The organism is Caballeronia sp. LjRoot34, from assembly GCF_964253815.1.
GTDB lineage: Bacteria > Pseudomonadota > Gammaproteobacteria > Burkholderiales > Burkholderiaceae > Caballeronia.
Window position 1 is genome coordinate 3,070,681 of sequence record NZ_CAXUSB020000001.1, and the last position, 17,706, is coordinate 3,088,386.

The 17,706-nt window shown below is 60.6% G+C and carries 17 protein-coding genes; 8 read left to right on the top strand and 9 right to left on the bottom strand.

All coding sequences use genetic code 11. From position 1 onward, the window contains the following. Positions 1 to 316: 316 nt before the first annotated feature. Positions 317 to 790 (top strand): CreA family protein, encoded by a 474-nt coding sequence (locus ACSQ36_RS13805; RefSeq protein WP_213769025.1) that lies wholly within the window; start codon positions 317 to 319, stop codon positions 788 to 790. 169 nt (positions 791 to 959) lie between these two features. After that, the gene (locus ACSQ36_RS13810) at positions 960 to 1,724 is read left to right on the top strand and encodes a DUF4088 family protein (protein ID WP_213769024.1); all 765 of its coding nucleotides are present in this window, start codon (positions 960 to 962) and stop codon (positions 1,722 to 1,724) included. A 12-nt stretch (positions 1,725 to 1,736) separates the two neighbouring features. Here the strand turns inward: ACSQ36_RS13810 and ACSQ36_RS13815 are convergent, their stop codons facing one another. From ACSQ36_RS13815 to ACSQ36_RS13825, 3 genes are all read right to left on the bottom strand, one after another. Beyond that, the gene (locus tag ACSQ36_RS13815) at positions 1,737 to 3,815 is read right to left on the bottom strand and encodes an ATP-dependent helicase (protein WP_436183173.1); all 2,079 of its coding nucleotides are present in this window, start codon (positions 3,813 to 3,815) and stop codon (positions 1,737 to 1,739) included. Between the two features lie 221 nt (positions 3,816 to 4,036). Next, positions 4,037 to 4,297, bottom strand: a complete 261-nt coding sequence (locus ACSQ36_RS13820) for a hypothetical protein (RefSeq protein WP_213769022.1) — start codon at positions 4,295 to 4,297, stop codon at positions 4,037 to 4,039. A 59-nt stretch (positions 4,298 to 4,356) separates the two neighbouring features. Beyond that, positions 4,357 to 4,758 (bottom strand): hypothetical protein, encoded by a 402-nt coding sequence (locus ACSQ36_RS13825; RefSeq protein WP_436182292.1) that lies wholly within the window; start codon positions 4,756 to 4,758, stop codon positions 4,357 to 4,359. A 368-nt stretch (positions 4,759 to 5,126) separates the two neighbouring features. Here ACSQ36_RS13825 and ACSQ36_RS13830 point away from each other — a divergent pair, with 368 nt between their 5' ends. Then, positions 5,127 to 5,348, top strand: a complete 222-nt coding sequence (locus ACSQ36_RS13830) for an RNA-binding S4 domain-containing protein (RefSeq protein ID WP_213769020.1) — start codon at positions 5,127 to 5,129, stop codon at positions 5,346 to 5,348. 223 nt (positions 5,349 to 5,571) lie between these two features. Here ACSQ36_RS13830 and ACSQ36_RS13835 read toward each other — a convergent pair whose 3' ends face one another. Beyond that, a complete protein-coding gene (locus ACSQ36_RS13835; RefSeq protein ID WP_436182293.1) occupies positions 5,572 to 5,700 on the bottom strand; it encodes a hypothetical protein in 129 nt (42 codons plus the stop codon). On the opposite strand from ACSQ36_RS13835, the gene ACSQ36_RS13840 reads away from it, so the two are divergent. The 3 genes from ACSQ36_RS13840 (at position 5,699) to fumC (ending at position 10,833) form a co-directional block, all read left to right on the top strand. After that, a complete protein-coding gene (locus tag ACSQ36_RS13840) occupies positions 5,699 to 7,123 on the top strand; it encodes an MATE family efflux transporter (protein WP_436182294.1) in 1,425 nt (474 codons plus the stop codon). The genes ACSQ36_RS13835 and ACSQ36_RS13840 overlap by 2 nt on opposite strands. 598 nt (positions 7,124 to 7,721) lie before the next feature. Beyond that, positions 7,722 to 9,362, top strand: coding sequence for a phospholipase D family protein (locus ACSQ36_RS13845; protein ID WP_436183174.1), 1,641 nt, complete (start codon positions 7,722 to 7,724; stop codon positions 9,360 to 9,362). Positions 9,363 to 9,438: 76 nt separating this feature from the next. Next, positions 9,439 to 10,833: a class II fumarate hydratase gene (fumC, locus tag ACSQ36_RS13850; RefSeq protein WP_436182295.1), complete on the top strand. Its 1,395-nt coding sequence runs from the start codon at positions 9,439 to 9,441 to the stop codon at positions 10,831 to 10,833. 81 nt (positions 10,834 to 10,914) lie between these two features. On the opposite strand, the gene ACSQ36_RS13855 is transcribed toward fumC, so the two are convergent. The 3 genes from ACSQ36_RS13855 to ACSQ36_RS13865 form a co-directional block, all read right to left on the bottom strand. Continuing rightward, entirely contained in the window at positions 10,915 to 12,468 is a 1,554-nt protein-coding gene (locus ACSQ36_RS13855) for a class I SAM-dependent methyltransferase (protein WP_436182296.1), read from the bottom strand. Positions 12,469 to 12,777: 309 nt separating this feature from the next. Next, complete coding sequence (locus ACSQ36_RS13860) at positions 12,778 to 13,305, bottom strand: acyl-CoA thioesterase (protein WP_218627507.1); 528 nt, start codon at positions 13,303 to 13,305, stop codon at positions 12,778 to 12,780. A 123-nt stretch (positions 13,306 to 13,428) separates the two neighbouring features. After that, a complete protein-coding gene (locus ACSQ36_RS13865; RefSeq protein ID WP_213769015.1) occupies positions 13,429 to 13,572 on the bottom strand; it encodes a hypothetical protein in 144 nt (47 codons plus the stop codon). A 160-nt stretch (positions 13,573 to 13,732) separates the two neighbouring features. Between ACSQ36_RS13865 and ACSQ36_RS13870 the strand changes: the two genes are divergently transcribed. Then, positions 13,733 to 14,500: an ArsR/SmtB family transcription factor gene (locus ACSQ36_RS13870; RefSeq protein ID WP_436182297.1), complete on the top strand. Its 768-nt coding sequence runs from the start codon at positions 13,733 to 13,735 to the stop codon at positions 14,498 to 14,500. Positions 14,501 to 14,589: 89 nt separating this feature from the next. Next, positions 14,590 to 14,769 (top strand): alkyl sulfatase C-terminal domain-containing protein, encoded by a 180-nt coding sequence (locus ACSQ36_RS13875; protein WP_436182298.1) that lies wholly within the window; start codon positions 14,590 to 14,592, stop codon positions 14,767 to 14,769. A 64-nt stretch (positions 14,770 to 14,833) separates the two neighbouring features. Here ACSQ36_RS13875 and ACSQ36_RS13880 read toward each other — a convergent pair whose 3' ends face one another. Together ACSQ36_RS13880 and ACSQ36_RS13885 are read right to left on the bottom strand one after the other, a co-directional pair. Further along, positions 14,834 to 15,667, bottom strand: coding sequence for a thymidylate synthase (locus ACSQ36_RS13880; RefSeq protein WP_436182299.1), 834 nt, complete (start codon positions 15,665 to 15,667; stop codon positions 14,834 to 14,836). A gap of 302 nt (positions 15,668 to 15,969) precedes the next feature. Further along, on the bottom strand, positions 15,970 to 17,346 hold the full coding sequence (locus ACSQ36_RS13885; RefSeq protein ID WP_158940049.1) for a sigma-54 dependent transcriptional regulator: 1,377 nt from the start codon (positions 17,344 to 17,346) through the stop codon (positions 15,970 to 15,972). Between the last annotated feature and the right edge of the window lie 360 nt (positions 17,347 to 17,706).

The following is a 17,706-nucleotide window of genomic DNA, read 5'->3' on the forward strand; positions in this document are numbered from 1 at the left end:
GCCGCCCGCCATGCCGTCGATAGGAACCCGCCTACAGTCGAATAGGACGCTCGCGGGTATCGGCGGACCGGCCTCTCATCGATACTGGATTCATCGAATCAGAGATCGACTGGAGGAAGACAATGCCTTATCTACTGGGTTGGCTGCTTGGCGTGCCGGTGATCGTGTTGGTGATCCTGTATCTGATCTTTCACTGACCGCCGCATTGCGCACACTATTGAACGCGAACGCGCGGAATGCGGTTTCACGTGGACTGAACGAAGGCGTCGTTACAATACGACGCCTTTTTTAATTCCTCATTCCCCGAAGGATTCCGATGAAACGCGCTCTCCCCGTACTTGCGTCGCTTGCGGCGCTGCTTGCCGTTCCCGGTCTTCACGCCGAGGAAATCGCCAGCGTCAACACGAATTTCCGGTTTACCGGCTCGGATCGCGTCTCGGTCGAAGCCTACGACGACCCGGCAGTCGCGGGCGTCACGTGTTACGTCTCCCGCGCGCGCACGGGCGGCGTTAAAGGAACGCTTGGAATAGCCGAAGACCCGTCTGAGGCATCGATAGCTTGCCGCCAGGTCGCGCCGATCAGGATCGATGCGCCACTCAAGCAGAAATCCGATGTATTCTCGGAACGTATGTCGTTCATTTTCAAGACCTTGCACGTGGTGCGTATTGTCGATGCCAAGCGCAATACGCTGGTCTATCTGACGTATAGCGACCGGATTACGACCGGGAGCGCGAAGAACAGCGTGACAGCGGTACCCATGCCCGCCGGTACGACAATTCCCGTCAAATAAGACGGGAGCGCCGCTTGGCCGGCCTTTGACCTGACAGTTGAAAGCTGGCCTAAAGTTTTCCCCTCCCCGCGCCGATATAAAGACGAACGGCCGTCGCCCTCATGGCGACGCCGACTGTCTTCCCGCGCCGGCTCAACCCGGCCAACGGGATCGGGAACCGGGAAACATCATGGGTCAGATCACCCTTTCATTTAAAGACGAAACGATCGCGGCTCTACGCCGCGACTTCGAGACGTTGATTCGTCTATCGCTCAAGTTCGACCCGCAATTCGTCACGCCTACGTTCGAGGATTTCCTGCGGGCAAAACTGCTCGACAACCCCACGCCGCTCACCGAACTGGCCGTCCAGCGAATGCTGCAGAACGGTCAGTACGCATGGGCGAAACGTGCGCTCGACAAGGAATTCCCGGACGTCGTCGAAATGATGATGCGTCAAGCCGCTGAACACGGTTTCGGCTTCGCGGTGCGCTCGGACTGGAAACCGGACGATCTCGTGAAGGCGTCACGCGCGTGGGCCACGGCTATCGTGACCGAAGCAAACGGCGACCCGGCACAGATCGACACGCTCGCGTCCCAGATCAAAGCGGCAGCATCGGACATCCAGGAGCTGGAGATGAAAATGCAGACGCCCGCATGGCGTCTCGCCGATTCACTGCGTCAACGCGTGTACGAAACCAAGATTGCGACCGAACACAGTGTGGGATCGACGTCGCGCGAGAAGCTCGGTGAACTGCGCTGCCTGCTGCGCCTCGGCATGTTTCATGGCTCGATTTCAAAGCAGGAAGCGCAGCAAGTGCTCGAACAGTTACGCATGATCAAGCCGGAAATTTTTATTGAAGAGCCGTACGACGGTTTCACCCGCTTCGGCAACTGGCTGCGTACGATCTTTACGCCCGAGCGCAAAATGCCGAAGCCTTCGCGCGCGGAACGTTGAGTTTGAACCCCTTCACTCCCACATCTTCTTGAGCCGCGCGGCGATATCGACTTTCGCCTTCGCCGCAGCGGCTAGCCCCGCCGCCGTCGGCGCGCTGGGCTCAGGAACCGGCGGCCACGCGCACGCTTCGAACTGCGGCATCAGATGCGGGGGAATGAAACGCGTACGCGCCGCCCAGATATGCCGGTCACCCATATGAGTCTGGTTGTGCACGTAGAAACGCTGCGGCGTGACAATGTGCAAGTCCTCTTTCGCACGCGTCATGGCGACGTATAACAGCCGCCTTTCTTCATCGATTTCCTCGTCGCTGCCCGTGCCCATATCGGATGGAATGCAGCCATCCACGCCATTGAGCACGAACACGTTCTTCCACTCCTGGCCCTTGGCCGAATGGATGGTCGAGAGAATCAGATAATCCTCGTCGATGAGCGGCACACCCGATTCGTCACTGGTGGCATCGGGCGGATCGAGCGTCAGTTCGGTGAGAAAACGCTCGCGCGTGGGATAAGTGGACGCGATGCTTTCCATCTGCAACACGTCGCCATGACGAATTGACGCGTCTTCGTGATTGCGCTCCAGATGCGGTTCGTACCAGCGCCGGATCATCTCGAATTCAGCGGGCCAGCCGCTTTCGCGCGCGCACACCTTCGACATCATCGCGACGAGCACCGGCCAGTCTTCGCTCGCGCGCAACGGCGCGGCGAATGCGGCCAACGCGGCCGGCGTGTCGCCGCGCTCGGCCACCTGATCGAGTGCTCGCCCGGCGATGGCAGGCCCAACCCCCGGCAGCAACTGCAGCACGCGAAACCCGGCCACGCGGTCCCGCGGGTTCTCGCCCCAGCGCAAGACCGCCAGCACGTCCTTCACGTGGATGGAGTCGAGGAATTTCAGGCCGCCGAACTTCACGAACGGGATGTTGCGCCGCGTGAGCTCGATTTCGAGCGCGGCGCTATGATGCGCGGCGCGAAACAGCACCGCTTGCTGCTTGAGCGTCATACCGCCTTCACGCGCCTCCAGCACCTGCTCGACGACATAACGCGCCTGATCGGCTTCATCGGCCACCGAGACCAGGCGCGGCCGTTGCGCCGATGCCTTGTCGGTCCACAAGTTCTTCGTATAACGCTCGGCGGCGAGACCGATCACCGCATTCGATGCCGCGAGAATGGGCTGTGTCGAACGGTAATTGCGCTCCAGCGTCACGCATTTCGCGGGCGGATTGAAGTGATTCGGGAAGTCGAGAATGTTGCGCACCGTCGCGCCGCGAAACGAATAGATGGACTGGGCGTCGTCGCCGACTACCGTCAGGCCGCGGCCGTCGGGTTTCATCGAAAGCAGGATGGACGCCTGTAGCTTGTTCGTGTCCTGGTATTCATCGACGAGCACGTGGTCGAAACGGCTCGACAGCTCCGCCGCAATGGACGGCTCGGCGGCGAGATGCGCCCAGTACAACAACAAATCGTCGTAGTCGAGCACACTTTGCTGCTGCTTCGCGTTGACGTACGCGGCGAACAACCGGCGCAGGTCGTCTTCCCATTCGCGGCACCACGGGAACGCCTGGTCGAGCACGGCGGCAAGCGACACGCCGGTGTTGACCACGCGCGAGTAGATGGCGAAGCACGTGGATTTGGCCGGAAAGCGCTTTTCTTTCGCCGATAACCCGAGTTCGTGCCGCACGAGGTTCATGAGATCGGCGGAATCCTCGCGGTCGTTGATGGTGAACGACGGCGATAACCCCACGAGATCCGCGTAATCGCGTAACAAACGCGCGCCCACGCTATGGAAGGTGCCAGACCAGGTGAGGCCTTGCGCGATCACGCTGCGGTTACCCAGAGCGTTCACGGCGATACGCGTCACGCGCCGGGTCATCTCGCTGGCTGCGCGCCGCGAAAACGTCAGCAAGAGGATCCTGTGCGGGTCCGCGCCCTTCACCAGCAAATGTGCCACGCGATGCGCCAGCGTATTCGTCTTGCCCGATCCCGCCCCGGCGATCACCAGCAGCGCGCCGGCCGGGTCGCCCGCGTTCGACGCCTGCGTGCCGTACTCGACCGCCTCGCGCTGCGCGTCATTCAGTTTGGTCAGATACGACGCGATGTCCTCCCGCGCCGGCTTGGGCGCGAGATCGTCGTCGGTGGCGGAATTGAGCGTGAGCACGTCGTGTGGCTTTAAAAAAGGGTGACGCACACTGTATATCCATACAACTCTTCCACGCAAGCGACTGATGCAGCAGGCTTTTGGCCCTATAAAATAAATGGCCCGATGCGCTTGCACGCACCGGGCCATCATCACTTCCCTACAGCGGAACTTGTCGCGAATCAGTCTGCTTTCTTCGCGTTTTTCAGGTTCGCATCGGCGGCGGCTTGATCCGCCTTTGACTGCGCTTCCGTCTTTTTCTTGTCCGCCTTGGCCTGCGCTACATTCGCATCCTTGTCCGCTTTGGTCTGCTTCTTCGCTGCTTTTGTGTCGGCGTGCGTAGGTTCCGCGGTGGTCTGCGTCTGCGCAACCGAAACGGTCGCGGCGGTCGCGAATACACCCGCGAGTAATGCAGCGCATAAGCGCTTCGTGGTCGTAGTCATGAATTCCTCCTTGCTGCGGCCCGCTGAAGGGGCCGCGTTCTATTCATCGCGCTGAAAACTTAGTGCTGCAAGCCGGTGTCCTTCGGACCGTCCGGCTCGGTGGCCTTGAGTTCGTCGTTGGCGGTCTGCTTGTCGGCCTTCTTGTTGATCTTTGCGTTGCTCACCTGCTCCTTGTACTGCGCCTTCGCTTCCTTGTTTGTCGCCTTCAAATCCTGCTTCGATGCCTTCTTCGACGCCTTGTATTCAGCATTAGCCTGCGCGTTGGCATTGCGCTTCACGACCAGCGGATCGGTCGGCGCCGGTGCGACGATATTCTGCGGCGGCGGCGCGGTTTGCATGGACGGCGCGGACATCTGGCCGGCGTCGGCGGCTGAAGGCTGCGCGGTCTGCGCGAACGCGGATGCGGACAGACCCATGGCGGCAATAGCGGTACCCAACAGCATTTTCCTGACTTGCGACATGTTCATTTCCTTTCTGGCAGTTTTTATTCGGGTGGCCGGTTGCAACCGTCGCAACCAGCCGCGACGCCCAGGCGATGTGTGTTGTGTCCTCAAACACCGCGCCTGGAGCACAGCGCCGCAAATACCCGTCTACACTTCTGGTGACCGGCATGAACGCTCAAAAGAACGCGCCAATCACTCTGACTGACCCGGCGCCGGACGCTGGAGTTCGCTGAAACGCGTCATTGTTACCGAAGGTTTCACTTCCTGACATATTGCAAACAGCCAAACGCCCGATATCCGGGGGTTGGTGCTGCAGACGCACGTCGCGTGCCCGGCTGGTTTATCATGGGCGCCCTTTCCACCCCCACCCTGCGAAGAACGCTCACATGCCGCGCCTCGAATTCACGCTCACGGGCGACTACGTCGAACTGCACAACCTGCTCAAGCTGATGGGCCTGGCCGATAGCGGCGGCTCGGCGAAAGCACGCGTCGCGGAGGGCGAGGTGAAGGTCAATGGCAAGATCGAGTTGCGCAAGACGTGCAAGATCCGCGCGGGCCAGACCGTGGTTATCGAAGACACCACGATCAAGGTTCTCAAGCCGAAATGATCCGCCTGTGCGCGATCTGGACAACGTTAAATACCGCGCCATGATCGACATAAGCGCGATCAAGCAATAAGCTAGACGGCTTTCGTTCCCTTTCGCCGCTTTCAGCTTGTTGACGGTTGAAGCCAGCTTTTCAAGTTGGCGTGCCTCAAAACCGAGATTCCAAGTTGAGATTCGAAGCCGGGTTTCATAGCTGAAATTCATAGCAGAAATTCAAAGCGGAGCTTCACGCCAACAAGCTGAAGCGCGGCCGGAACGAACGGGCGATGCAGGACCGGTAACGGTTTGCTGCATCGCCCGTTGCCGTTTTTGCACGGTTTTTGCCGTGCAGCAAAGTATCCAGATAATCCGCCATGCCATCCAGAATGATCCGCGCGAACGCGCCGCCAAGCCTTTCCCGTCATGCCGTCGATACCGCCAGGCTCGCCGCGCCGCTCGCCATCTCGCAACTGTCGCAAATGGCGATGGGCGTCACCGACACCATCCTGCTCGGCTCGCTCGGCCCCGATTCCCTCGCGGCCGGTGGTCTGGGCGCAAACCTGTTCTTCGTGGTCGTGGTGCTGCTGCAAGGCGTGCTGACATCGGTGAGCGTATCGGTGTCACATGCGCGCGGCGCGAACAACGATCACCTCGTGCCGAACATCTACTGGACCGGGCTGGTGCTGTCGCTGCTGCTCGCGATACCCGCATTCACGCTGCTGAGCTTCGCCGAACCGATCCTGCTCGCGTTCCACGAACCCGCCATGCTGGCCAGGAACGTCGGCGAATATTGCGCGATCCTGCGCTGGGGTGCGCCCGGCAGCCTGATCGGGATCGGCATGATGCGCGCGTTCCTGCCGGCTATCGGTGCGGCGAAGCGGCTGCTGTGGGTATCGATTGGCGGTGTGTTCGTGAACGGCTTTCTCAACTACGGACTGATTCACGGCGCCTACGGCCTGCCGGAACTCGGCTTTCTCGGCTCGGCAGTCGCGACCACGATCACCGTCTGGACGACAGCGCTGGTGCTGATCGCGTTCCTGCATTTGCGGCCGCGTTACAAACATTTTGTGGTGGCGTCGCGGCCGCGCCTGCCGCTGATGGGCGAACTGTTTGGCATCGGCTGGCCGGTCGCGATCACCTACGGCGTCGAATCCACCCTGTTTCTTGCCACCGGCATGACCGTCGGCACGCTTGGCGAAGCACCGCTCGCCGCGCACCAGATCGCGCTGAACGTGGCGTCGGTGGCGTTCATGGTGCCGCTGGCTATTGGCCAGGCAGCGAACGTGCGCGTCGGCTACTGGATCGGCGCAGGGCAGCCTCTGGCCGCGCGCCACGCCGGGTTCGTGGCGATCGCGCTGGGCGTGGCGTTCATGGCGATGTCGGGCTGCGTGCTGGTGCTGGCGCCGCACGCAATCGTCGGGCTATATCTCCATCTCGATGACCCGAAGAACGCCCAGACCGTTGCGCTGGCCGCATCACTGCTGGGGGTGGCGGCGGTGTTCCAGATTGTCGACGGCATGCAGACGGTCGCGTCGGGCGTGCTGCGCGGACTGAAGGACACGCGCGTCCCCATGCTCGCGGCGGCGCTCGGTTATTGGGGCATCGGCTTTCCGACGGGCTACATGTTGGCGTTTCACTTCAACGGCGGCACGAAAGGTTTGTGGTGGGGCCTGGCTGCGGGACTAGCGAGCGTCGCGGTACTGATGACCCTTCGCTTCGATCGCATGAGCCGCCGTCTGGTCACGCGCGGCGCAGTTGAACCCGGCAAATCCGGGCAGGCGCCCCAGCATACGGCCTGAAGCAGTGGCTACGGATCTTCGGTTGCCACGGTTGCCGCGGTTTCCGCTGCATAAGTTAAGCAGACATTGTTGGTTGGAATCGGAGCGGCGTGGAGATACGATCAAGCCGTCTCCTTGAGATTCATCCAGTAACAGGGGTATTAGGCCCGCTTCGTCGAAGCGGGCTTTTTTTCGTCCGTGCATCGCCAATCACGCGGTTCCTCGCGGCCTCGAATCCAGCGTTCAACGGCTCGATGTTGGCCTTGAGACAAGCCACGAGCCACCACCTCACCGCCGCTCCACTTTTTCGCAAATCGACCCATCCCCCGTGTCCGTAGCCGATTTCCCATAAAATAACCGCGCATGATCCTTGGCGTACTCCCGAGATCCGGCGCTACACGTGGCCACTGCGCGCGCAACAACCGCAAGCAGTTCAGAAAAATCGCTCGGGCAAACAAGAGGAATGGACGTGTCGGAATGCAGCAGGCAGTTATCCCGGTCATCAAGTTGGTCGTCGACGCGGCCATCCACGCAGTCATCAATATCCAGGGCCGCACAAGGCCGGCATTCCAGCAGCCGCACGGGGTCGACACAAACCGCACAGGTTTCATCCCGGCCGATCCCTCCAACGCGAGACCCCACGCCACGGCTATCGCGCGGCCTCGCGTTCGCCGCCGCCGCGCTCACGGCGCTGACACTCGCCGCCTGCGCCACGCGTCCGCCCGCGACCGCGTTCGACCGCCCCGCCACGCACGCGCTCTCCGCCACCGCCGATACCCCCTTGCGCACCGCGCTCCTGCCGAAAGAAGCGGCTCATCCGGACGAGTCCGGCGTGCGTCTGCTTCCCACCGGCACCGAGGCGCTGCAGGCCCGCATCGCGCTCGCTCGCGCGGCGACCAAGACGCTCGACATGCAGTACTACATCGCCAACGAAGACAACACGGGCAAGCTGCTGCTCGGCGCGGCGCTTTACGCGGCGGATCGTGGAGTCAAGGTGCGCATGCTCGTCGATGACCTGAATTTCAAGGACATCGACCAGATCATGGCCGCGCTGAATTCGCATGACAACATCGATATCCGCGTGTTCAATCCGTTCGGCAGCGCGACCCAAAGTTTCGGTGAACGCACGCGCAACCTGTTCACGAAGGTCGATCATTTCACGCGCCGGATGCACAACAAGGCGATGATCGCGGACAACCAGATCGCGATCGTGGGCGGCCGTAATCTCGGCGATGAATACTTCAGCGCGAGCGCGACCCTGCAGTTTCGCGACCTCGATGTGTTCGTGGCGGGACCGGCGACGCAAGCGATATCGGCGAGTTTCGACGATTACTGGAACAGCTCGATCGCGTATCCGCTGCGCGCGCTGAACAAGCAAAAATTCGATCCCGCCGATCTCGACAAGACCCGCGACGACCTGCGCCAGCACTGGAAAGATCAGGCCGATCCGCTGAACGCCAAGCCGCTCAACGCTACGCCGATCGCCCAGCAGATAGCACAGGATGGGCTGGGCCTGACCTGGACGCGCACGGAGTTCGAAGCTGACTCACCGGTGAAGATCGAGCATCCCGACAAGGACTACAAAAGCCCGCCCATGCAGCGCCTGGTCGAACTGGCGAACCAGGCACATAGCGAAGTGCTGATCATTTCGCCGTATTTCGTGCCGCACGACGCTGGCGTGAAGGCGCTTGCCGCCCTCACGGCGCGCGGCGTGAAGGTGAAAGTGCTGACCAATTCACTGGCGGCCACCGACGCCGTCGCGGTCCAGGCGGGCTACGCGCCGTATCGCGTGCCGATGCTTACGGCCGGCGTAGAGTTATACGAGTTCAAGCCAGTGCAGGCAGAGGGCGACCGCCGGCCGCGCGCCGGGCTGTTCGGCTCGCAATCGCGCGCAAGCCTGCATGCCAAGGCTTATATGATCGATCGCAGTATCCTTGTGATTGGGTCGATGAATCTGGACCCGCGCTCGGCGTCGCTCAACACGGAACTCGCGCTGGTAATCTACAACCAGAAAATCGCGAGCGAAGCCGCGCAATTGTTCGATGCCGGCACTGCGCCGGCGAGGGCGTATCGTGTGGAACTCGCTTCGCCCGCGGTGCTTGCGGGCCTGAAGAACGCCGGTTCGCCGATGTCCCCCCTCATCTGGACGACCGAGGACGACGGTCAGGTGCGCACCTACAATTTCGACCCGCTAGCGGGCCTTTACCGCAATGTGTTGACGGGTCTGTTCATGCTGCTGCCCGTCGACTCGCAGCTTTGAATTTTCAGATTCTGAAATGTGCAGGCAAACCCCGATTCAAACCCGAACCTGAAGCAAGCCGAAGGAGCATGAAGCCATGACGGACGACGTAAGACTCGAGAAGGACACTTTCGGCGAAATCGCCGTGCCGAACGCAAAACTCTGGGGCGCACAAACGCAGCGTTCCCTGCAGAATTTCAAGATTTCGAGCGAGAAACAATCGCCTGAACTGATCGATGCGCTCGCGATCGTGAAGCGGGCATCGGCGGAAGTGAATGCCGAACTGAAGGTGCTCGCCGCCGATAAAGCGCAGGCGATCATCGCGGCTGCCGACGAAATCCTGGCGGGCAAACATCCCGATGAATTCCCGCTCGCCGTGTGGCAAACGGGTTCCGGCACGCAGACCAACATGAACCTCAACGAGGTGATTGCGAACCGGGCCAGCGAGTTGATGGGCGGCGTGCGTGGCGAAGAGCGCAAGGTGCATCCGAACGACGACGTGAATCGCGGGCAATCGTCGAACGACGTGTTCCCGACCGCGATGCACATTGCCGCCGCGGTCGCGATCACGAAACATCTCGTGCCGTCGCTCAAGACCTTGCGCGAGACGCTCGATAAAAAATCGAAGGCGTTCGATTCAATCGTGAAAATCGGCCGCACGCATTTGCAGGACGCAACGCCGCTTACGCTTGGGCAAGAGTTTTCGGGTTATGTCGCGCAACTTGACCAGGGCATCCGGCACGTTGAATCGACCTTGCCGCATCTGTATCAACTCGCGTTGGGCGGTACCGCGGTCGGCACGGGGTTGAACGCGCATCCCGAGTTTGCGGTGAAGGTCGCTGGCGTGATCGGCAAGCTGACCGGCTTGCCGTTCGAAACCGCGCCGAACAAGTTCGAAGTCATGGCCGCCGCCGACGCGCTCGTGTTCGCGCATGGCGCGCTGAAGACCATCGCGGCGAGCTTGATGAAGATCACCAACGACATCCGCTGGCTCTCGAGCGGACCGCGTTGCGGACTGGGCGAGTTGTCGATTCCGGAAAACGAGCCGGGTAGCTCGATCATGCCGGGCAAGGTCAACCCGACGCAATCCGAAGCCGTCACCATGCTGTGCTGCCAGGTGTTTGGGAATGACGTGGCGGTGAATATCGGCGGGGCGAGCGGCAATTTCGAACTCAACGTCTTCCGCCCGATGATCGCGCACAACGTCCTGCAATCGGTGCGTCTGCTGGCCGACGGCGCGCAAAGTTTCAACGACAACTGCGCGGTCGGGATCGAGCCGAACGAGTCGCGGATCGAGAGCTTGCTGAATGAGTCGCTGATGCTCGTGACGGCGCTCAATCCGCATATTGGCTATGACAAGGCCGCGAAGATCGCGAAGAAGGCGCACAAGGAAGGCACGACCCTGAAAGCGTCCGCGCTGGCGCTTGGGTTCGTGACCGAAGCCGAATTCGATGAGTGGGTGAAGCCGGAAGAGATGGTGGGGAAGAAGTAACGTCAGGATAGGGAGCAGCGGTTGACAGGTTCATCGCCTATCAACCGCTGTGGCCGGGTATTGTTCTTCTTGTCGTCCTGCTTATTGCCCCGATGTTTTTTGGGCAACCAGGAAGTCCAGCCCGATCGCATGCTCCACGAGCGCCTTGCCCGAATCCTCAAAAATGTGACGCAGGCGTGTGCTTGTCTCTTCCAACGAAACATCGGCATTTCCCACCTGCAGCTTGAGGCCGGTCGCAGCCAGCGAACGTGAAACGCGTACGATCAATTCGTCGATATCCCTGGCGAGCGCTTTTGCCGGATCGGCCTTTGCATACAGCGACGCGAGCATCAACTGGTCCAGTACGCTGATACCCGCACCTCCGCCCTGCCGGGGCGACGCCAACGCCCCCAAAGCCTCACCCCTTTCAGCCTTCGCGAGCAACAAGGCATTTAAGCGGTCAGCCGTCGTTCGAGGCTGTACCGCGCCGTAGCGCACGAACGTTTCACCAACCGCTATCGACAAACGAAGTAGCTTCAAGATGGCGTCGAGCGTGAGCCCCGCAAACTCGGGCGCATCGAAAACCTGCGCCAAAGTCATTTCCGCGCCGTGCAACAGATCAAAGAGCGGTTTGTGAAAGGTGTCGCTGCGCGTGAGCGTCGCGTGTTCCAGGGCCACCGCCGTTTTGTATGGGACAGCCGGATTCCCCCACAAATGGATGTGTTCAGCCTGTTCGCGCAGGCGGAGATCACTCAGAGGCGCTTTTCCACGCACGAAGATGTCCGAGCGGAACCTGCGGTTCGCGAAGTAGTCACGAAGCTCTTCGGCTTCGATGGGATCGGTGACCGTCTCCAGCATTTCCCGCTGCTGTTCTCCCAGCCACCCCACCGGGGACATGTAGGCGAAACGCGCGCTGCCGGCGAAGCTGAGCTTCGCTCCGGCCATCTCGCGCACAATGTCGGTGAAATAAAACGGCGTCCACTTCTCGTGCAGATACTCGTGGACGAGGTAACGTTCATCGTGGTTGTCGAAACCCTCGACCCGGCCCAGTGAATCCGGGTTGCGCTTAAAGTGCAGCGCGTCGAGATTCACCATCTTCCTGGCAAACTCGGACGCCTGGGTCCACGCAGCGTTTCCTCCGTCGGCTCCCAGCATCAGCAAGCGTTGCAACGGCAGCACCTGTGCACAACCCACCATCGCGTTGTAGCTCACCTGGACGACATCGCCCGGCTTCAAATCACGTGTCAGGAATCTCATGATCTGCGCACGGGTTTCGTCCGAAATCCACGAGACGATGCCGTGCATGGTGATGTAATCGAACAAGGGCAATGCGACCTTCCCCTGCGCGAGATCATCGAAACTGTTCTCCAGCAAGGTGAGATTCGACAAGCGGGCTTCGTTGCGTATGGACGAAGCAGCGAGCACGTGCAAGGGATTGAAATCGCACGCGTAGAAGTCGCCGGTGGGATGAGTTGCGGCAAGAATCAGGGACGTCAGGCCTTGGCCGAACCCAAGCTCGCAATAGGTGAATTTTTCGAGGGACGGTGGCGATACGCGCTGCATCGCGAGGCAGGCATTCAGGAAGGTCGGGCTCTGTTCATGATAGTAGTCGGTCGTGTAGGCAACCGAATTGTTGTAGCCGGCCGTCCAGTTCATGGTGTTTCCTCATTTCATGTTGGGTATTTGCGTGTTCAGCCGGTCGGCGGCCTTTTTCGCACTGCGCCGAACTATGCCGATAACGCATACATTCGTGAATGAGAAACGTCTTATTTGTTTGTTTCGTTTTTCGATATAACGCCGCGCGACGGTCGATTCGCGGCTACGTACGGATTTTTACCCCACTTGCGAGCGCCAAGGCTCGCTCCCATTTTGTAGTTATACTAATAATCTGGTTGTTCGCAACGACATAGCTATGGCACGGTACGTCGCGCCGACGAATCTTCCCGCCAGCGCCCTTCCTCGCTTTTAAACCTTCCCGGCCGCCACTTCTTCCGGCTTCAATTCCACGATCGCGTCCAACGCGTCCTTGACGTCCATCGCATATTTCGCCAACCGCTTTTGCTCATCCGTCACGGGCACGAACGAAGGAACCGGCACCGGCTTGCCCTCTTCATCGACGGCGACAAACACCATCAGACAATCCGTGGTCTGTTGCAGCACGCCACTCTTCGGATCGCCCGCGTGCACCGATATATGCAGATGCATGCTCGTGCGCCCCGTTGCCACCACGCGCGCGCGCAATTCGACCAGATTGCCCACCAGGATCGGCCGGCGAAAACGGATATTGCCCACGCTGACCGTCACGCAATAGCGCCCGGACCAGACTGCGGCGCACGCGTAAGCCGTTTCGTCCATCCACTTCATCAGCGCGCCGCCGTGAACCTTGCCACCGAAATTGACGGAAGTCGGCTCGGCTAGAAAACGAAACGTGGTTTCGGACCGATCGGTGATCGGGGCATCGTTGGATTGAGGGATGGGCGCTGCAGTATTCATGTAGATATAAGGCAAGCTGGACGGGCCTGCCCGGTAAGTGGAGTTGCCGAATTATACGAGTCTCAAAAAACGCTCGCCGCCCTGCTCCGGCGAGCCTGGACACACTTCGGCACACTTGTGCGGCTACTTGCGCACGGAAACGCCCTCGTCGACCACCCCGTACATGGTGATGCCGCTCGACCCGCTTGCTGACGGCGACCCGCCTGACGCTCCCGCACAACCTGCACACGCCGCCACAAGCAGCGTTGCTATCAAAATTTTAATCATGAGAGTCCCCTGCACAACCTTCACTCAACGCGAAACATCATTCTAGCGCGGGGCTTGCATAGCGCTCTGATGAGTTCCAGCCCTGAATCGATACTTCACGTTACGATGAAACATCGCATGCGCCAAGCCGCTAAAGTAGAGCTAATCCAAGGAGGCTGCGATGACGCTCGATCACGACGATGCACGCCCATTTCCCGGTTTATCACGCATAGGCGCACTGCTCGCGGACCCCGGCCGCGCCGCCATGCTGTGGTCGCTGATGGACGGCACCGCCCGGCCTGCCGGCGAACTCACGATGATCGCCGGCATCTCGCCATCCGCCGCCAGCGGGCACTTCGCCCGGCTCGTCGAGAGCGGGCTGCTGGCGCTCGAAGTGAGCGGGCGGCATCGGTATTACCGCATTGCAACACCCGATATCGCGATGGCGATTGAAGCGCTGGCTAATCTGGCGCAAGCCAGCGCGCCGCTGCGGGAAGCGGCGCAGGCGCATCGGCCTGCGCCGCGGCCGGCGTCCGCCGTGCCGCTCGACATGCGTTATGCGCGGACGTGTTACGACCATCTCGCGGGTGAACTGGCTGTGCGTCTGTTCGACCGCATGCTGACATCGAGGTGGCTGGAAGTCGTGCAGGGCGTGCCGGCCGGCTCGAAGCGGCCCGGCCCCACCGCGCTCGATGCAACACCGCAAGGAATCGATGAATTTTCTCGGCTCGGTATTGATCTCACGGCGCAGAAAGCACGGCGGAGACGGTTCGCCTGCACGTGCATCGACTGGAGCGAACGCCGGCCGCATTTGGGCGGTGCGCTAGGCGCAGCGTTCCTCGATGCATGCGCAAAACATGGCTGGCTTGAAACAACCGCCAAGCGGCGAGTCCTGCGAGTCACACCCGCCGGCGAGCGGCATTTCGCCGCCGTACTTACTGGCCTCTAGCGGCATGGAACCGACATAGCACCACACGTGGTCACGGCCATCCAGACCGGGAACCCAACCTGGCGCAATGATTACCCGATGAATACCTGATGGGCGCATTCGAACTGCGCGACGGCGTACCGAAGGTAAAGGGGGTCAACACGGCGACGCCCGATGCAATCGCCGCGATGAGCCCTGATTGGCTGCTCGATTACAGGGGCATCCGGCTCAACGGCCCGAAGGCAGACGGCGATGTTCAACATCCGATGCCCAACATCACTACGCCTTGATGTTTTAAAGGGCACGCCCCCCGGTTTTGGATAATCAACCAGATTCGGGACGCGCAAAGTCCTTTTAAACCGCGATCGGCGCCTTGATGCCCGGATGATATTGATACCCTTCGATCACGAAGTCTTCGTATTGGTAATCGAAGATGGATGCGGGTTTTCTCGCCAGTTCGAGCTTCGGCAGCGGATACGGCTCACGCCTCAATTGCAGGTCCACCTGCTCCAGATGGTTCAGGTAGATATGGCAATCGCCGCCGGTCCAGACCAACTCCCCCACATCCAGATCGCATTGCTGCGCGAGCATGTGCGTGAGCAACGCATAACTCGCAATATTGAACGGCGTGCCCAGGAACACGTCCTGGCTGCGGCAATACAGCAGACAGCTCAGCTTGCCTTCGTTCACGTAGAACTGCGCGAGGCAATGACACGGCGCCAGCGCCATCCTGCCGGCACGGGCGTTATCGACGGGCGACATGGACTCGTCCGGGAAATCCGCCACGTTCAAGGCAGTCAGCATCAACCGACGCGAGTTCGGCCGCGTCTTGATCTGATGCACGAGCGCGCTCACCTGGTCGACCACCGTGCCGTCGCTCTTGGGCCAGAAGCGCCATTGATGGCCGTACACCGGACCGAGGTTGCCGTTTTCATCGGCCCATTCGTCCCAGATGGTCACGCCGTTGTCGTTCAGATACTTGATGTTCGTATCGCCGTTCAGGAACCACAGCAGCTCGTAGACCACGCTCTTCATGTGGATGCGCTTGGTCGTGACGATCGGAAACCCCTCGGCCAGATCGAAACGCAATTGACGGCCAAACGTGCTGATCGTCCCCGTGCCGGTCCGGTCCATCTTGCGAGCGCCGCGTTCGAGAATGTCTTTGAGCAGTTCGTGGTACTGGATCATGAGGAGGATCGTGTGTAAAAGGAGGACGTGCCGCTATTCTGGCAGAACATTTCCGCGCGCCTGCCACGCACTTTCGCGCCAGATTCCTCCAGCCATGGAAAACGCGGGAAATCTGGAAAACGCAGCCGCCGACAAAACCAAACCACGATTTTACCAAGCGCTGGCGGGCGAGGTGCGAAGGCGTCTTGCAGGGGACAAATGCGAGCGATCCGCGGCGTTCCAGTGAACCCCGGGCATGAATGTATCAAGCAGAAACCTTGGCGACCGACGAGCGGCCGGCGGCCGACCGTCAAACGCGGCCCTTAGCCGCGCGTGACGTGCTCGGTCGGTGCATCGACTTCAATGTGCCGCATGCCATGCGCGCTCAGAAGGCGGTACAGCGTGACCCGCGAAATGCCAAGTTCCTGCGCGGCGTCGCCAAGACGGCCACGATGGCGCAGCAAAGCGAGTTCGATAGCCTGCCGTTCGGCAGCCTCCCGTGCCTGCGCCAGCGACACCGGTGCCACTTCCACGTATTCGCCGAGCTCCAGATCACGCGCACTGATCTGGCGCCCTTCCGACATCACGATGGCGCGGCGCACGCGATTGATCAGCTCGCGCACATTGCCCGGCCAGCCATAGTTGTGGATAGCCGCAATGGCATCGGGCGCGAAGCCGCGCAGACGCCGGCTCGCGTCCTTCTTGAAGCGGTCCAGCATGTGCTTGGCGAGCAACTCGATGTCCTTGCCACGTGCCCGCAGCGGCGGTTCATCGATTTGCAGCACGCACAGACGGTGATACAGGTCGGCACGGAACCGCCCTTCGATCATGGCCGTCTGCATATCCACGTGGGTGGCCGAAATAATGCGCACGTCCACCGGCGTTGACCCATGTCCGCCAAGCCGTTCAACCTTGCGTTCCTGCAGGAAACGCAACAGGCTTGCCTGGCTTTCGAGGGGCAAGTCACCGATTTCATCGAGGAACAGCGTGCCGCCGTTAGCTGCTTCAACACGGCCGATCTTGCGTTGATTCGCGCCGGTAAACGCACCGCGCTCATAACCGAACAATTCCGATTGCAACAGGTGCGCGGGAATGGCGCCGCAATTGATGGCGACGAACGGCTGCTCGCGCCTGACCGAACGTTCGTGAATGGCGACTGCGGTGAGCTCTTTGCCGGTGCCCGATTCGCCCGAGATGAACACAGGCGCGTCGGTCATGGCGACCTTGCGGATGGAGCGGAACAACGCGAGCATGGCGTCGCAAGAACCGACCATCTCGCCTTCGGCGCGGCCGTCGCGCGCATCGTTGGAGGCGTTCTCGTGCAGCGCCACCATTCCATATGCATGGCCGACCGCGTCCACGACGCGATCATTCGATGTAGGTAAGGTGACGTAGTCGAAGCAGTAGTCGCGAATCAGCCGGCGCACGGCCGCATCTTCGAGTTGACCTGTCACGGTCGCCGCAACCCAGCCGACATTGGTCAGCGTCAGCGACGCTTCGAGCGCCGCGAGTTCGTGAGCTTCAAAGCTGCTCGACAGATCCAGCAAGCCACCGGTTGCCAGGTCGTTACGAAGCCATCGGCGTGCGTCCTTCGCGTTCGATACCACCTCTATGTGCCAGCCCCTTTCCTCAAACCGGGCACACAAAGGCGCGCTCGGGTCACGAGTCACGTAGATTAGTTGCCGCCGAGCGACTTCCATTGTTTTGATCCTTTCGTCAACGGTCGTTGAAAAGGTCGCGCCGGTAATTGCCCTCAACCACGCTGCAGACGTCGAAGACTCGCATGCCCCAAGCGAACGGTCATTCGGAAAACTGCAAACGGTGAAACCCCGGAAGCGACGAGTGCTGTCGCGCGGTTCTATGCGAACCCTGTTTTGTTTCAGATGCTGTTTTTGAGAGACTACTATAAAGCGAATACTTCGAAAACAAATATCCGCAACAATGTCTGCACACCGCGCCTGAAGCACGGCCACTGTGCGTTTCAACAACGAAGCCCAGTTTTAATAAGCAGTTTGCAAATAGCTTAAATAAGACGATAGCATTTACGCAATTTTTGATAA

Coding starts and splice junctions, on each gene's coding strand:
- ACSQ36_RS13805 (WP_213769025.1), top strand. CDS start 317: ATGAAACGCGCTCTCCCCGTACTTGCGTCGCTTGCGGCGCTGCTTGCC.
- ACSQ36_RS13870 (WP_436182297.1), top strand. CDS start 13,733: ATGACGCTCGATCACGACGATGCACGCCCATTTCCCGGTTTATCACGC.
- ACSQ36_RS13840 (WP_436182294.1), top strand. CDS start 5,699: ATGCCATCCAGAATGATCCGCGCGAACGCGCCGCCAAGCCTTTCCCGT.
- ACSQ36_RS13855 (WP_436182296.1), bottom strand. CDS start 12,468: ATGAACTGGACGGCCGGCTACAACAATTCGGTTGCCTACACGACCGAC.
- ACSQ36_RS13865 (WP_213769015.1), bottom strand. CDS start 13,572: ATGATTAAAATTTTGATAGCAACGCTGCTTGTGGCGGCGTGTGCAGGT.
- ACSQ36_RS13810 (WP_213769024.1), top strand. CDS start 960: ATGGGTCAGATCACCCTTTCATTTAAAGACGAAACGATCGCGGCTCTA.
- ACSQ36_RS13820 (WP_213769022.1), bottom strand. CDS start 4,297: ATGACTACGACCACGAAGCGCTTATGCGCTGCATTACTCGCGGGTGTA.
- ACSQ36_RS13830 (WP_213769020.1), top strand. CDS start 5,127: ATGCCGCGCCTCGAATTCACGCTCACGGGCGACTACGTCGAACTGCAC.
- fumC (WP_436182295.1), top strand. CDS start 9,439: ATGACGGACGACGTAAGACTCGAGAAGGACACTTTCGGCGAAATCGCC.
- ACSQ36_RS13835 (WP_436182293.1), bottom strand. CDS start 5,700: ATGGCGGATTATCTGGATACTTTGCTGCACGGCAAAAACCGTGCAAAA.
- ACSQ36_RS13885 (WP_158940049.1), bottom strand. CDS start 17,346: ATGGAAGTCGCTCGGCGGCAACTAATCTACGTGACTCGTGACCCGAGC.
- ACSQ36_RS13875 (WP_436182298.1), top strand. CDS start 14,590: ATGGGCGCATTCGAACTGCGCGACGGCGTACCGAAGGTAAAGGGGGTC.
- ACSQ36_RS13860 (WP_218627507.1), bottom strand. CDS start 13,305: ATGAATACTGCAGCGCCCATCCCTCAATCCAACGATGCCCCGATCACC.
- ACSQ36_RS13880 (WP_436182299.1), bottom strand. CDS start 15,667: ATGATCCAGTACCACGAACTGCTCAAAGACATTCTCGAACGCGGCGCT.
- ACSQ36_RS13825 (WP_436182292.1), bottom strand. CDS start 4,758: ATGTCGCAAGTCAGGAAAATGCTGTTGGGTACCGCTATTGCCGCCATG.